10 protein-coding genes are annotated in these 14632 nt (G+C 68.2%); 3 read left to right on the forward strand and 7 right to left on the reverse strand.

Annotated elements, in window-relative coordinates; all coding sequences use genetic code 11:
- The first annotated feature begins 13 nt into the window (after window positions 1-13).
- Together RDCOP1_RS00905 and RDCOP1_RS00910 are read left to right on the forward strand one after the other, a co-directional pair.
- Window positions 14-2458, forward strand: coding sequence for a glycoside hydrolase family 65 protein (locus RDCOP1_RS00905; RefSeq protein WP_084722262.1), 2445 nt, complete (start codon window positions 14-16; stop codon window positions 2456-2458).
- Between the two features lie 19 nt (window positions 2459-2477).
- Window positions 2478-3284, forward strand: a complete 807-nt coding sequence (locus RDCOP1_RS00910; RefSeq protein WP_072698203.1) for an HAD family hydrolase — start codon at window positions 2478-2480, stop codon at window positions 3282-3284.
- 29 nt (window positions 3285-3313) lie between these two features.
- Here the strand turns inward: RDCOP1_RS00910 and RDCOP1_RS00915 are convergent, their stop codons facing one another.
- The 5 genes from RDCOP1_RS00915 to RDCOP1_RS00935 all read right to left on the reverse strand — a co-directional run bounded on the left by RDCOP1_RS00915 (window position 3314) and on the right by RDCOP1_RS00935 (window position 9520).
- A complete protein-coding gene (locus RDCOP1_RS00915; protein ID WP_072698204.1) occupies window positions 3314-5734 on the reverse strand; it encodes a phosphoketolase family protein in 2421 nt (806 codons plus the stop codon).
- 111 nt (window positions 5735-5845) lie between these two features.
- Window positions 5846-6820, reverse strand: coding sequence for a pirin family protein (locus RDCOP1_RS00920; protein WP_072698205.1), 975 nt, complete (start codon window positions 6818-6820; stop codon window positions 5846-5848).
- Window positions 6821-6904: 84 nt separating this feature from the next.
- Window positions 6905-8071, reverse strand: a complete 1167-nt coding sequence (locus RDCOP1_RS00925; protein WP_072698206.1) for an RNA polymerase sigma factor — start codon at window positions 8069-8071, stop codon at window positions 6905-6907.
- A gap of 7 nt (window positions 8072-8078) precedes the next feature.
- Window positions 8079-8486 carry a YciI family protein gene (locus RDCOP1_RS00930; protein WP_072698798.1) on the reverse strand — a complete coding sequence of 136 codons (408 nt, stop codon included), beginning with the start codon at window positions 8484-8486 and terminating at the stop codon, window positions 8079-8081.
- 44 nt (window positions 8487-8530) lie between these two features.
- A complete protein-coding gene (locus tag RDCOP1_RS00935) occupies window positions 8531-9520 on the reverse strand; it encodes a DMT family transporter (RefSeq protein WP_072698207.1) in 990 nt (329 codons plus the stop codon).
- Between RDCOP1_RS00935 and RDCOP1_RS00940 the strand changes: the two genes are divergently transcribed.
- Window positions 9519-10925 (forward strand): aminotransferase-like domain-containing protein, encoded by a 1407-nt coding sequence (locus tag RDCOP1_RS00940; RefSeq protein ID WP_072698208.1) that lies wholly within the window; start codon window positions 9519-9521, stop codon window positions 10923-10925. The two genes, RDCOP1_RS00935 and RDCOP1_RS00940, sit on opposite strands and share 2 nt — an antisense overlap.
- A gap of 27 nt (window positions 10926-10952) precedes the next feature.
- Here the strand turns inward: RDCOP1_RS00940 and RDCOP1_RS00945 are convergent, their stop codons facing one another.
- Window positions 10953-12113, reverse strand: coding sequence for a tyrosine-type recombinase/integrase (locus tag RDCOP1_RS00945; protein WP_371836796.1), 1161 nt, complete (start codon window positions 12111-12113; stop codon window positions 10953-10955).
- Window positions 12110-14596: an aminopeptidase N gene (gene pepN, locus RDCOP1_RS00950; protein WP_072698209.1), complete on the reverse strand. Its 2487-nt coding sequence runs from the start codon at window positions 14594-14596 to the stop codon at window positions 12110-12112. The genes RDCOP1_RS00945 and pepN overlap by 4 nt, the downstream gene beginning before the upstream one ends.
- Between the last annotated feature and the right edge of the window lie 36 nt (window positions 14597-14632).

Raw genomic sequence — 14632 nt, forward strand, 5'->3', positions numbered from 1 at the left:
CCTGGAGGTAAGCGTGTCCGACCCGGAGTTCACCCTCGAATACACCAACTTCGTTCCGGACGAGGAGGGCCTCCGCGAGGCGATGACCTCCACCGGCAACGGATATTTCTGTACCCGGGGTACGGCGGAGTGGGAGGACATGGGGGAAGTCCATTACCCCGGCACCTACTCCCACGGGTGCTACAACCGCGAGACCACGATCATGGGCGGGCGTCCTGTGCTCAACGAGGATCTGGTCAACCTGCCCAACTGGCTGGTGCTGAAACTGCGCATCGAAGGCGAGGACGCGGTCCGGCTGTCGAACGTCGAGATCCTGTCGTACCGGCACATCTACGACATCCGCACCGCGACGATCATGCGGAAGATCCGGTTCCGGGACCGGAAGGGCCGCGAAACGACGCTGCACAGCCGCCGATTCGTGAGCATGGCCCACCGGCACCAGGCCGGGCTGTCCTGGACCATCACCCCCGAGAACTGGTCCGGACGCATCGAATTGGTATCCGCGCTCGACGGGCGCATGACCAATCGCGCGGTCGCGCGGTACCGCGAACTCGAAGGCCGTCACCTCGATCCCGTCTCACCCCGAACCTTCAGCGCCGACACGATCGCGTTGAAAGTGCAGACACGCCAGTCCGATATCTACATCGCCCAGGCGGCCCGCACGCAAGTCTTCTACGAAGGTGAGCAGGACTGTCTCGACGTCGAACGCGACCTGTACCAGATGGAGGACTACATCCAGCAGGTCCTCGCCTTCGACGTCACCCAGGGCACGCCCGTGCGGGTCGAGAAACTCGTCTCGATGTTCACCGCCCGCGACGACGCGATCACCGAACCGCTCGCGGCAGCAGGACGTCACGTGGTGCGCTATCCGGGCTTCGACGAGGCGTACGCCGAACACGAAGCCGCATGGGACGAGTTGTGGGACATCTGCGACATCCGGGTGCCCAAGGAACCACGGGTCCAGATGCTGCTCCGCCTGCACGTCGCGCATGTGCTCCAGGTGTGTTCGCGGCACACCGCGCGGCACGACGCGGGCGTTCCGGCCCGAGGGCTCAACGGCGAGGCGTATCGCGGGCACGTGTTCTGGGACGAGTTGTACGTCTATCCGTTCCTGGATCTGCGGATGCCCGACGTGACCCGGGGCCTGATCGGCTACCGGTACCGCCGGTTGGTCGAGGCGCAGGCCGCAGCGCACGAGGCGGGATACGACGGGGCGATGTTCCCCTGGCAGAGCGGTAGCGACGGCACGGAGGAAACCCAGACCGTTCACCTCAATCCCCTGTCGGGACAATGGGATCCGGATCTGAGCCGCAATCAGCGCCACGTCAGTGCAGCCATCTTCTACAACGTGTGGCGGTACTACCAGGCGACGGACGACTTCGATTTCCTCGCCGATTTCGGCGCCGAACTGATGCTCGAGATCGCACGGTTCTGGGCCTCGATCGCCCGCTACAACCCCGACCGCGACCGCTACGAGATCCACGGCGTCATGGGCCCGGACGAATTCCACGAACGGTATCCCGGCGTCGAGGCAGCGGGACTCGACAACAACGCCTACACCAACGTCATGGTCGCGTGGATCGCCGGCAAGGCGCTCGACGTGCTCGAGCAACTGTCCGCGAGCCGGCAGACGGCGCTGCGCGCCCGCCTGCGCGTGACCGACGACGAGCTCGAGACGTGGTCGCAGATGACCACCAAGATGTTCGTCCCGTTCCACGACGGGGTGATCAGCCAGTTCGAGGGCTATGAAGACCTCGAGGAGATCGACTGGGACCACTACCGCAGCAAGTACGGCAACATTCAGCGGATGGACCGCATCCTGCGGGCGGAGGGCAAGGACCCGAACCGGTACAAGGTCTCCAAGCAGGCCGACGCGGTGATGCTGTTCTTCCTGTTCGACTTCAACGAGCTGCAACCCTTGTTCGCGCGACTCGGCTACGACATCGATCGCCCCATGGCCGTGCGGACGGTCGAATACTACGACCAGCGGACCTCACACGGGTCGACGTTGAGCTTCCTCACCTACGCCGGTGTGCTGGCGGCGTTCGATCCGGAGTCGTCGTGGGAGCGTTTCATGGTCGCGCTCGAGAGCGACGTGAGTGACCTGCAGGGTGGCACCACCAAAGAAGGCATCCACATGGGGGTGATGGCCGGAACGCTCGACCTCGTGCAGCGCTATTACGTCGGCGCCCGCATCTACGGCGGCGCGCTGATGTTCCGTCCCCGCCTCATGGAGCGGCTCGACGGGGTGGCGTTCTCGATGCGGTATCGCGGTACTCCCCTGCGCGTGCGCATCGCGGGCGACCAGTTGACCGTGCGCGCCGAGGCCGAAGGTTTCCGGGTGCCGGTGCGGGTGGGCGTCGCCGGCAACATCGTCGAACTCGGGGCGGGTGCGTCACACGTGTTCCATATTCCGCCGCTGCCGGTGGAACCGGACCGGCACGAGCTACCGGCCTGACCCGACGACGGGAGCGACGATGACCGAGCACGTACTCCGCGGTGCGATCTTCGATGTCGACGGGGTACTCGTCGACTCGCCACACGAGCATGCGTGGCGTGAAAGCCTGCGCGAGCTGATGCTCGGAGACTGGGCGCCGATCCGCGACCGCAGTACATGGTCTGAGGACGCGTTCACGCCCGCCGTCTACCAGGAGGTGATGTCGGGTCGGCCGCGTTTCGAGGGGGCCGGGGCCGCGTTGCGGTACTTCGGACTTCCGGACGACGACGAACACCTCCACACCTACGCGGACCGCAAGCAGGACCTGCTGATCCGCTTGATCGACGAGGGCAGGTTCCGGGCTTTCCCGGACGCACTGCGCTTCGTGCTCGCGCTGCGTGCCGCGGGTGTCCCGATCGCTGCGGCGTCGTCGTCGAAGAACGCGTTCCGTTTTCTGCGCGCGGTTCGGATGGATGTTTTCGCACGGAACGAAGGACTCGACACCGCCTCGGTCGCTGAGGGCAGCACGCTGAGCGACATGTTCGACGCGGATCTCTCGGGCCGCGACTTCGCCCGCGGGAAGCCGGATCCCGAGATCTTTCTGACGGCTGCAGCCGAACTCGATGCCTCTGCGGAGGACTGCGTGGTCGTCGAGGACGCGGTCAGCGGGATCGAAGCCGCCGTCGCCGGAGGCATGCTCTCGATCGGGATCGCACGTGCCGACGACGAGCGAGGGCTTGCCGAGGCCGGCGCCGACCTCGTCGTCACCTCTCTCGACCAGGTCGATGTCGACCGGCTGGTCCGGGGTGAGCCGGTGCTGCGCCGCCCGGAAAGCGATCTCGCCTGAACCAACCGGCCTTCCGGGCGTGATCCCTCTCAGGACGAGGTGGTCACCGTCTCGGGTCCGCGCCACTGCCACTGCGTGATCTCCGGCATGTCCTCACCGTGGATACGGATGTAGCGGTGATGCTCGGCGAGGGTGTCGAGCAGGTGTTCGCGGGCATGAGCGCCGATGGGCCGGAGCCGTTCGACCCGGTCGATGACGTCCTTCGCGAGGTGGAATCGGTCGATGCGGTTGAGGACACACATGTCGAACGGCGTGGTGGTGGTGCCTTCCTCGATGTAGCCGCGCACGTGGATGTTGTCGTGGTTGGTGCGCCGGTAGGTGAGGCGGTGGATCAGCCACGGATACCCGTGGAACGCGAAGATCACCGGCTTGTCGGTGGTGAACAGGGCGTCGAAGTCCGCGGCCGGAAGACCGTGCGGATGTTCGCGGTCGTCCTGCAGTCTCATCAGATCGACAACGTTGACGACGCGGATCTTCAGGTCGGGGAAGAACCCGAGAAGGATCTCGACGGCCGCGAGGGTCTCCTTCGTGGGCACGTCACCGGCACAGCCGAGCACCACATCCGGTTCGGTTCCCGCGTCGGTCGACGCCCACTCCCAGATCCCGATTCCCTTGGTGCAGTGGGTGACCGCAGAATCCATGTCGAGGTACTGCAGTTCGGGTTGCTTTCCGGCGACGATCACGTTGACGTACTGGCGGCTGCGCAGACAATGATCGGCCACCGAGAGCAGGGTGTTCGCGTCCGGCGGCAGGTAGACACGGATGACCTCGGCTTTCTTGTTGACGACATGGTCGATGAAACCGGGGTCCTGGTGGGAGAAACCGTTGTGATCCTGCCGCCACACGTGCGAAGTGAGGAGGTAGTTCAGCGACGGGATCGGCTGGCGCCACTCGATGCGGTTCGTGGTGCGCAGCCACTTCGCATGCTGGTTGAACATCGAGTCGACGACGTGGACGAAGGCCTCGTAGCAGGAGAAAAGCCCGTGCCGGCCGGTGAGCAGATACCCCTCGAGCCAGCCCTGGCACATGTGTTCGGACAGCACTTCCATCACCCGCCCGTCGGGTGCGAGACGGTCGTCGCCCGGCACGATCCGGGCGTTCCAGGTGCGGTCGGTCACTTCCAGCACTGCGTCGAGCCGGTTCGAATTGTTCTCGTCCGGCGCGAACATCCGGAACGTCGTCGGATTGCGAACCATGATGTCGCGGAGGAACTCCCCCAGCACGCGGGTGGCCTCGGCGGTGTCGGTGCCGGGACCGCCCAGCCCGACGGCGTAGTCGCGGAAATCGGGGAACACGAGATCCCGCAGGATCGCGCCGCCGTTGGCGTGCGGATTGGCGCTCATCCTCCGCGCACCTTCGGGGTGCAGGTCGCGGATCGTCGGAACGGGAGCACCGGTGTCGTCGAAGAGTTCTTCGGGCCGGTAGCTGCGCATCCATTCCTCGAGGATCTTGCGGTGCCCGGAGTCGTTGCGGGCGTTGCCGAACGGCACCTGGTGCGCGCGCCAGCTGCCTTCGATCGGGGTGCCGTCGACCTCGGCCGGGCCCGTCCAGCCCTTAGGCGACTGCAGCACGATCATCGGCCATGCCGGGCGCGCGGTGTCGCCTGTTTCCCGGGCGCGCTCCTGGATCTCGGAGATCCGGTTGAGTGCCCGGTCCAGGGCGGCGGCGAACGCCCGGTGCATCTGCGCGGGGTCGGAGCCGGCCACGACGATCGGTTCGTGTCCGTATCCGCGGAGGAGCGAGTGGAGTTCATCGTCGTCTATGCGGGCGAGGACGGTGGGGTTGGCAATCTTGTAGCCGTTCAGATGCAGAATCGGAAGCACGGCACCGTCGCGCTGCGGGTCGACGAACTTGGTGGAGTGCCAGCTCGCGGCGAGCGGCCCGGTCTCCGCTTCACCGTCCCCCACGACGGCCGCGACGATCAGGTCGGGATTGTCGAACGCCGCGCCGTATGCGTGCGCGAGCGAATATCCCAGCTCGCCGCCCTCGTGGATCGATCCGGGCGTTTCCGGGGCGACGTGGCTGGGGATACCGCCCGGGAACGAGAACTGGGTGAACAGTCGCGCCATTCCGGCTTCGTCCTGGGAGACTTGGGGATACCGCTCGCTGTAGGTGCCTTCGAGCCATCCCGCAGCCACGGGCCCGGGGCCACCGTGGCCGGGACCCATCACGTAGACCATGTCGAGATCCCGCGCGGTGATGACCCGGTTGAGGTGCGCGTAGATGAAGTTCAGGCCGGGTGTGGTGCCCCAGTGCCCCAGCAGTCGCGGTTTGATGTGCTCGGGCCGCAGCGGTTCCCGCAGCAGTGGATTGTCCATCAGGTAGATCTGGCCCACGGAAAGGTAATTCGCCGCGCGCCACCATGCGTCGAGGTCGTGGAACTCGGAGTCGACCGGAACTGCCGGCTCGCTGCTCGCCGCTGTACGTGACCCTGCTGTACGTGACTGCATTGCTCTCCTCGGTCGCCCGGCGGCAGGTCGGTCGTGCCCGGACCGGGTACCCGCCGGGCGCGCGCCTCACGCATGGGTGCGACGCGCCACCGGAGGCCGTGCACCGCCGAGTTACTGCGGCGGCTCCGCGAATCCGCCGGTCGCGGGCACAGAGCCGAAGCGTCCCGCCTGGAAATCCTCGAACGCGGTGATCACCTCCGCCTTCGTGTTCATCACGAACGGCCCTGCCATCGCCACGGGTTCACGAATCGGCTTGCCGCCCAGAACGAACACCTCCAGGGTGTCGGTGCGCGAGTCCTGCTGGTCGGCCGCCTCGATCGTCAGGGTGTCGCCGCGCCCGAAGACGACGGTCTGCCCGGAGTGGACGGGGCGGCGGTCGACGCCGGCGGAGCCGTCCCCCGCCAGCACGTAGGCCAGGGCATTGAACTCCGCATTCCACGGCACCGTCACGCGCGCGCCGCGCGCCAGGCTCACGTGCAGGAGGGTTATCGGGGTGTGGGTGGAGCCCGGTCCGGGGTGCCCGTCGAGTTCGCCGGCGATCACCCGGATGAGCGCTCCACCGTCCGGCGAGGACAGCAAGGTGACCCGGTCGCGGGAGATGTCCTGGTAGCGAGGTGCCACCAGTTTGTCCTCACGCGGCAGATTCACCCACAGCTGGACACCGTGGAACAGGCCGCCGCTGGTCACCACGTGCTCGGGTGGCGCTTCGATGTGCAGGATGCCGCCACCGGCGGTCATCCATTGGGTGTCACCGTCCGCGATGGTGCCTCCTCCCCCGTGTGAGTCCTGGTGTTCCATGATTCCGTCGATCATGTAGGTCACGGTTTCGAAGCCGCGGTGCGGATGCCACGGGGTGCCTTTCGGTTCGCCGGGCGCGTAGTGCACCTCACCCATCTGGTCCATGTGGATGAACGGGTCGAGGTGCCGCATGTCGATGCCGGCGAAGGCGCGGTGGACGGGGAAACCTTCACCCTCGAAGCCGCGCGGCGCGGTCGTCACCGACAGCACCGGTCTCGGCAGTGCGGAGGGCACCGGGTCGGTGATGCGCGGAAGGGCAAGGATGTTGTCGACGGTCACGGCGGGCATGTGGACTCTCCCTCGATGCGGAAATAATTGATTGTTCAACTATCTTGCCCATCTCAACGCCGCGGCGTCGATTTTGTTCCCCGCTCAGCGCGAAGGGGGGTTGCTGAGGCGCGCGGCCTGCCGCACGAGGTGCTCACGCTCGGCGAGGTTGGGCGCGTGGTGGGCGGCCTCGGCGTACAGCCGGGCGGCCGTCGCCGGGTCGCCGTCTCGCTCGTGCAGGTACGCCGCCACCGCCGCGTGGCGGGGCACCGATCCGTCCACCTCCGTAAGCGCCGCCAGTCCGGCACGAGGGCCGTCGGCCTCACCGACGGCGACTGCGCGGTTGAGCCGGACGATCGGGCTGTCGGTCAAGCGCGTGAGTTCGTCGTACCACTCCACGATCTGCACCCAGTCGGTCTCCGCGGCGGTGGGCTCGTCCGCGTGCAGAGCCGCGATGGCGGCCTGGGCCTGGAACTCGCCGAGACGGTCGCGGGTGAGAGCGGCCTGCAAAATATCGACACCTTCGGTGATCGCGGCGGTGTCCCATCGGCTGCGGTCCTGGTCCACCAGCGGTATCAGGCGTCCGTCGGCGGAAAATCGGGCGTCGCGCCGCGCGTGGTGCAGCAGCATCAGGGCGAGCAGTCCCTGTACCTCGGGGTGATCGATCGCCGCTGCGAGTTGACGGGTGAGCCGGGTGGCTTCGGCGACGAGGTCGACATCGCCCGAATATCCCTCGTTGAACACCAGATAGAGAACCCGCAACACGGTGGCGACGTCGCCGGGACGATCGAACCGCACGCCGGAGACCGTGCGTTTCGCCCTGCTGATGCGCTGCGCCATCGTCGATTCCGGCACGAGGTAGGCCTGCGCGATCTGCCGTGTCGTCAGCCCACCGACGGCCCGCAGCGTGAGCGCGACCGCCGACGACGGGGTCAGCGAGGGATGCGCGCACAGGAAATACAGGTGCAGCGTGTCGTCCACGGCGATCGTCGGCGCGGCGGCGCCCGGACCGCTCGCCGTGTGATGCTCGGCGTCGGCGAGACGCTCCCGCCGCCGACGCGCCGCGTCCGCGCGGGTCGCGTCGAGAAAGCGGCGCCACGCGACCGCGACCAGCCAGCCCTTCGGCTCGGTGGGTGGGCCGTGCGGCCACACCTGCAGCGCTTCGATCAGCGCGTCCTGCACCGCATCCTCGGCCGCCGCGAAATCGGCGCCACGGCGGACGAGGATGCTCAGCACGCTCGGGGTGAAGTGCCGGAGTTCGGTCTCGTCCACTGCGAGGTCACTCCGTGACGGTCGGCGGTGCGGTGAGGAACGGACGCACCTCGAGCCATTCGTGGATGGGTTTTCCCCCGGCGCCGGGCGCTGCGGACAGCTCGCCGGCCAGTTCGAGGGCACGATCGTAATTGTCGACGTCGATCACCATCCAGCCCGCGATGAGGTCCTTCGTCTCGGCGAACGGTCCGTCCGTGACGGGTGGGCGACCCTCCCCGTCGTACCGGACGAAGGTGCCCTCGGGGGCGAGCGCCTGTCCGTCGACGAATTCGCCGGTACCTTCGAGCCGGGACGCGAAGTCGTTCATGTACCGGATGTGCGCGGAGACCTCGTCCGGTGTCCACTGATCCATCGGCACGTCGTTGACGGCTGCCGGAGCGCCTCGGTAGTGCTTGAGCAACAAGTACTTGGCCATCGTCTTCTCCTCGGTGCTGATGCGGCCCATTGTGGTCGCATTCACTACGGAGACGGAGCCGGTGACGGATTCTCGACATCGACCCGGGGATCTTTCTTCGCCGCGTGGTCCGGTGCCCGCACCGCGCGGGTCCGCACGGTGGTCGCGGCACACGCAATCACGACGAGTCCGCCGGCGACGACCGGCCAGGTCAGGTGTTCGTGCAGGATCACCGCGGCCCAGCAGATGGTCATCACCGGCTGGGTGAGCTGGATCTGGCTGACCTGCGCCATCGGCCCGATCCCCAGACCTCGGTACCACGCGAAGAATCCCAGGAACATGCTCACCACACCCAGATACCCGAAGGCGGCCCATTCGGGGAAGGTGCCGGTCGGCAGCCGATCCGTCATCGACTGTGCGGTCAGGCCGATCGTGATCGGCATGCTCAGTACGAGTGCCCAGGATATGGTCTGCCACGCGCCGAGTTCACGGGCGAGCAGCCCGCCCTCGGCGTAGCCGATCGCGGCGGCGATCACCGCGCCGAAGAGCAGCGCATCGGACCGTTCGAGGCCGGAGAACCCACCGCTCTGCAGGCTCGCGAACACCAGTGCCGCTACGGCGCCGACACTCGCGGTGATCCAGAACCGTGCAGGTGGCCGTTCCCTGCCCCGCAGGACGGCGGCCACGGCGGTGGCGGCGGGCAGCATCGCGACGACGACGGCGCCGTGGCCGGCAGGCACGGTGGTCAGCGCATACGAGGTCAAGAAGGGAAAACCGATCACCACACCGCCTGCGACTGCCGCGAGCCGGACCCATTGGGAGCCCCGAGGAAATTTCTGACGGGTGAGGCCGAGGGCGGCCGCTGCGAGCAGCCCGGCGACGACCGCGCGGCCCGCACCGACGAACATCGGTGACATCGCGTCGTTTTCGACGAAGCGGGTGAACGGGAGGGTCAGGGAGAATGCCGCGACCCCGAGGAGTCCCCACGGAAGGCCGTTGCCCCCGGCCGGTAGCACCGGCCCCACTCCTGCGATAGCGCTACTCTTGTTTCTCATGAATGATGGTAGCAGTGCGCGGATCGTCGCCGACCTCGAGCGGTGGATCGGATCGGCGGCACCCGGCGCGCAACTTCCGTCGACGCGGACACTGGTCGAACGGTACGGAGCGAGCCCGGTGACCGTGCAGAGGGCTCTCCGCACGCTGCAGTCCCGGGGTGCGGTGGAAAGCCGGCCCGGTGTCGGCACCTTCGTGCGCGGAGCGCGGCTCGCGCACCCCACCGATTTCGGCTGGCAGACAGCGGCCCTGGGCACCCCACAACACCGGATCCCCCGCTTCTCCTCCGCCTTGCGGACCGTCCCGAACGACGTGATCGCGCTGCACTCGGGCTACCCGGACCGCGAACTGCTGCCGGAGCGGTTGGTTCGCAGTGCATTCGCCCGCGCCGCACGCAGCGACGCCGTCGTCGCCCGCCCACCCGCTGCCGGACTTCCCGAGTTGCAAGCCTGGTTCGCAGGGGAACTCGGCGCGGTGGCACCTCTCGGCGTCGCCACCCCGTCCGCGAGCGACGTCATCGTCACCCCGGGCAGTCAAAGCGGTCTCGGGGCCGCATTCCACGCCCTCGTCGGAACCGGAAATTGCCTGCTCGTGGAATCACCCACCTACTGGGGTGCGATGCTCGCGGCGGCGCGCGCGGGGGTGCGTCTGGTGCCCGTGGCCGGGGGACCCGCCGGTCCCGATCCCGACGAACTGGCCCGCGCGTTCGAGCGCACCGGAGCCCGGGCGTTCTACGCCCAGCCCAACTTCGCCAACCCGAGCGGGGCACAGTGGACCCCGGCGCTGACCGAACGGGTACTCGACCTGGTGCGGGACGTGGGCGCGTTTCTCATCGAAGACGATTGGGCGCACGACTTCGGGATCAGCACCGAAGCGCAACCGGTCGCGGCGCTCGACGACAGCGGACACGTCGTCTACGTCCGCTCGTTGACCAAGAGTGTGTCGCCTTCCGTGCGGGTTGCCGCCGTGGTGGCACGCGGACCGGCCCGCGACCGCATCCTGGCCGAAGCGCAGGCACAGTCGATGTACGTCAGCGGGATGCTCCAGGCGGTGGCGTGGGATGTCGTCTCCCAACCGGGCTGGCGGACCCACCTGCGCGGTCTGCGGCAGCAACTCCGAAGCCGCAGGGATCTGCTCGCCGCCGCCGTCCGCGAGCACGCCCCGTCCGCCCACGTCGAGGCGGTGCCGCCCGGCGGACTCCATCTGTGGGCGCGGCTTCCCGACGGCACCGACCTGCCGCGACTCGTCCGCGAGTGTGAGACGAGAGGTGTCGTCGTCGCGCCGGGCGACGAGTGGTTCCCCGCCGAACCCACCGCTCCGTACCTGCGGCTCAACTATTCCGGTGCCAATCCCGGGGCGTTTCCCGACGCGGCCCGGGTCCTCGGCGACGTTCTGGCGGGCCGCTGACCCGCCCACCTCCCCGGGGTGACTTCGTCAGAGCCCGAGGTGGGTGACCGCGTTGCCGACCAGCCCGGCGTGGTGCCGGCTGTAGAGCGCGACCATCCGCTCGTCGGCGTGGCCGGTCTGCGTCATGATCGTCTGGGTGGTGGCGCCGTTGCGGACCGCCTGGGTGACGAACCCGGCTCGCAGACTGTGCCCGCCGAGGGTCGCGACCAGATCGGGGCTGAACCCCGCACGACGCGCACGACGCTGGATCATCGAGTGCACCGACTGCCCCGACAGCGCTCCCGCCCCGAGCGACCCGGAGCGGTGCACCGGCCGGAACAACGGACGATCCCCGTCCGACCCTCCGGTGGAAAGGCCGCGGCAACAGTGGTTCTCGAAGCCGTCCGCGTCGCCCGCGAGGAGCGCGGCGAGTGCGTCGCGCCCCTCGTCGTCCCACGCGTCGAGTACCTCACGCCACCGGCGGTACGCGCACACCGGACAGGTGTGGGGGTCGGAGCCGTACGGCAGGGTCACCGTGCGACCGCGAGCCTGACGGTCGGTCTTGGACCGCCGCACCGTCACGTACAGCCCGTCGGCGCGGTGCGGGACCACATCGGAGACGACGAGCCCGGACAGTTCGCTGCGGCGCAGCGCTCCGGCCAGCCCGATCAGCAGCAGCGCCGAGTCGCGGCGCTCGGCCGCGCGGTCCGGCCACTCGCCGTCGCGCGCGGTGGCCCGCATGTCGACGAGGATCGTGCGGATGTCGTCGGTCAGCAGCGGTGTGCGGCGGGCCGGTGGCGTGGCCCGATCACGGCGGATGCCGCGCAACAACTCCCGCACCGATTCGTGTTGTCCCGGGCGGGGATGCCCGGCCAGTGCATGCAGTTTGTTGATCGTCGACACCCAGCGCGACAACGTCGACGGGGCGTACGCCCAGCGGCCGTCGGGCCGAAGTTCTGCGGCCTTCTCGGTGAGGAACCATCCGAGTTGCTCCGGTGTCGCGGGCAGCGGAGTGTGCCCGGTGCTGTCGCACCAGCGGGTGAAGATGCCCCAGTCGCTCAGATGCGCCGCGCGGGTGTTGCCGGAGGCCGCCTTGTCCCGAAGCCGGCGCATCGCGTCGCTGACGGTGTCCGGCACCGGCGGGGGCGACGGCACCGGCAGATCGGTCGCGGCGACCACCGGCGCGGGGTACGGGTCGACGTCTGTCACGGCGTGTTGAGTTTCCGGACGCGCAGGTCCCGGGCCAGGTGGTCGCGTTGTTCGACGACCAGTCGCCGCAACGCCGCCGGCGCATCGGCATTGGCGGCGAGCCAGACGTCGACCGGTTCGAGGGTCTCGGCGGGCGGGAACAACCCGACGACGATGCGCCGGGCGATCTCGATGCTTCGGTCGGTCCAGGTGTCCCGGAGTACCGCGAAGTAGTCGGCGTCGTAGGGGGCCGTCAGATCGCGCCGCGCTCCGGCGCGGAAACCCCCGATGACCGCGTCGAGATGGTCGTTGGTCAACGTCCGATCCGCCAGGATCGACGCCCACGCGTGGGCTTTGACTTCGGCACGGGGTCGTGCGGCGAGGGCCTGGAGGTATGCGGTGCGGCCGGTGGCGGTGTCGTCGAGCCGCAGTTCGTCGGCGAGATCGGTCTCGTCGGCGTACCCGGTCGCGCTCAGGGCGGTCCACAGGGCCCACCGCAGATCCGGGTCCAGCGCCAATCCGGTGGGCGCGGCACCGCTGCCGTCGAGGATGCCGCGGATCTCCGCAGCGCGACCATCGGACGTGGTGGCCGCCGCGGCCACCGCCCGCGCGAAGGACAGTTGCGCACCTCCACCCGGTGGTGCCGCAAAGAGGGCCGCCCATACGGCGTCGAGCCATGCGGCACGCGCCGCCGGCCGCTCGGTGACCGGAAGATAGTGCTCGATCGCGGCGGGCGCGTTCGCGAGCACCGACGCGAGAAGCGACAGGTTCGTCTCGCTCGGCGAAAAACGCTGAGCCATGGACAGATAACGTTTCACGGCCAGTTCACCGTCGCGGGTGGCATTCCACAGCGCCGACCACACCAGACCGCGCGCGAGGGGCTCACCGAGCCGGTCGAGGGAGGTTTCGACGGTGTCGAGCGAGCGCTCGTCGAGCCGGATCTTGGCGTAGGTGAGATCGTCGTCGTTGAGCAGGATCAGCGGCGCGTCGGGCAGGTCGACGGCGGTGCGGCTCTCGGTGATGTCGAGTTCGCGGCGGTCGGTGCGCACGAGGTCGCCGGCGTCGTCGAACGTATAGATGCCGACCGCGAGCCGGTGCGGGCGCGGCGGGGACTGGATGATTTCGTCGCCGGCGGGGGCGAGACTCAAGGTGGTGACACCGGTGGTCTGCAGCCACTGCCGGGCCCACTCCCCCAGGTCGCGTCCCGAAGCGGAGGACAGTTCGGTGAGCAGATCACCGAGGGTGGTGTTGCCGAAGGCGTGGGCCCGGAAATAGCGGCGGATCCCGGTGAAGAACGCGTCGCGCCCGACATACGCGACGAGTTGTTTCAGGACGCTGGCGCCCTTCGCGTAGGTGATGCCGTCGAAGTTGAGTTTGGCGGCTTCGAGATCGACGATGTCTGCGACGATCGGGTGGGTGGTGGGCAGCTGATCCTGCAGGTACGCCCACGCCTTGCGACGGTTCGCGAACGCCACCCAGGCGTCACGGAACTCGGTGGCCTCGGCGCTGACCAGCGAGCCCATGTAGTCGGCGAAGGACTCCTTGAGCCACAGGTCGTCCCACCATTTCATGGTGACGAGGTCGCCGAACCACATGTGCGCCATCTCGTGAAAAATGGTGTTGGCCCGGCCTTGCCGCTGCGCGTCGGTGGCGGCGCCGCGGAACACGTACGCCTCGGTGAAGGTCACGCACCCCGGGTTCTCCATCGCGCCGAGGTTGTACTCGGGAACGAACACCTGGTCGTACTTCGTGAACGGGTACGGAAAGTCGAAATGCTCGGCGTAGTAGTCCATTCCCTGCGCGGTGATCGCGAGGATCTCGTCGGCGTCGAAGTACTCGGCGAGGGAGGCGCGGCACAGCACCCCGAGCGGGACGGTGAGCTCGCCCCTGCTCCAGGTCGAGTCGACGCGGTGGTAGGGGCCCCCGACGATCGCGGTGATGTACGTCGAGATCGGCAGCGTCGGTGCGAAGGTGACGGTCTGTGCGCCCTCGGCGGGCCTCTGTCGTTCGGCGACCTGGTTGGACAGCACCTGCCAGTGCTCGGGGGCGGTCACCACGAACGTGAACGGTGCCTTGAGATCCGGTTGTTCGAAACACGGGAAGACCCGGCGGGCGTCGGCGGGTTCGTACTGCGTGTAGAGGTAGGTTTCGCCGTCGACGGGGTCGACGAAGCGGTGGAGTCCCTCCCCTGACCGGCTGTATCGGCCGGTGGCCGCGACGGTCACCACGTTGATTTCACGGAGGCCGCCGATGGTGATGCGCGCTCCGTCGTAGACCACCGGGACCGATTCGCCGTTGACGGTGACGGATTCGACCGAATCCCCGAGGAAGTCGATCCACGTCTCGTCGGTGGACGCGGTGAACTCGATCGTCGTCACCGTCGGGAAGTTCGTGCGGTGCGCGTCGATGGCGCCACGCACGTCGAGTTCGACCTCGTACGAGTGCACGTCGACGGCGGCGGCGCGGGCAGCGGTTTCGGATCGGGTCAGGTTCGCAGAACTCACGCGTTCGATCCTGCCACCGCGACACGAGATTTGTGG

Source organism: Rhodococcus coprophilus NBRC 100603 (assembly GCF_001895045.1).
Taxonomy (GTDB): Bacteria; Actinomycetota; Actinomycetes; order Mycobacteriales; family Mycobacteriaceae; genus Rhodococcus; species Rhodococcus coprophilus.

Coding starts and splice junctions, on each gene's coding strand:
- RDCOP1_RS00940 (WP_072698208.1), top strand. CDS start 9,519: ATGAATGATGGTAGCAGTGCGCGGATCGTCGCCGACCTCGAGCGGTGG.
- RDCOP1_RS00920 (WP_072698205.1), bottom strand. CDS start 6,820: ATGCCCGCCGTGACCGTCGACAACATCCTTGCCCTTCCGCGCATCACC.
- RDCOP1_RS00915 (WP_072698204.1), bottom strand. CDS start 5,734: ATGCAGTCACGTACAGCAGGGTCACGTACAGCGGCGAGCAGCGAGCCG.
- RDCOP1_RS00935 (WP_072698207.1), bottom strand. CDS start 9,520: ATGAGAAACAAGAGTAGCGCTATCGCAGGAGTGGGGCCGGTGCTACCG.
- RDCOP1_RS00930 (WP_072698798.1), bottom strand. CDS start 8,486: ATGGCCAAGTACTTGTTGCTCAAGCACTACCGAGGCGCTCCGGCAGCC.
- RDCOP1_RS00910 (WP_072698203.1), top strand. CDS start 2,478: ATGACCGAGCACGTACTCCGCGGTGCGATCTTCGATGTCGACGGGGTA.